This window comes from Rhodococcus sp. PAE-6 (assembly GCF_025290685.1).
Classification (GTDB): domain Bacteria; phylum Actinomycetota; class Actinomycetes; order Mycobacteriales; family Mycobacteriaceae; genus Rhodococcus; species Rhodococcus pyridinivorans.
Genome location: NZ_JAOCLZ010000287.1, coordinates 1 through 229 on the forward strand (window position 1 = coordinate 1; position 229 = coordinate 229).

1 pseudogene is annotated in these 229 nt (G+C 70.3%); it reads right to left on the reverse strand.

Annotated features, from left to right (window positions below):
• A pseudogene (locus NVV99_RS27060) lies at positions 1–229 on the reverse strand (ATP-dependent DNA ligase); the annotation flags it as partial.

Here is a 229-nt window from a genome sequence, read left to right on the forward strand (position 1 = left end):
CGGAGCCCCGCGCGGCAATCGCTTCTGGTGTACCTTCCGCCCTTCGAGCCCGTCGAGGACCCGGTGCAGCCTGCAGGGCCGTTCGCGGAGTGCCCGGACGATCCCCTCCCCCACGCTCAGGGAGTAGTTCGCGAGGTCGAGCTTGGTCGCCCCGATCTCGGGGAAGTCCACGCGCTCGGGGTGCGAGATGCGCACCGTGCGACCGTCCACGTCGAGTTCGACTGCCTCG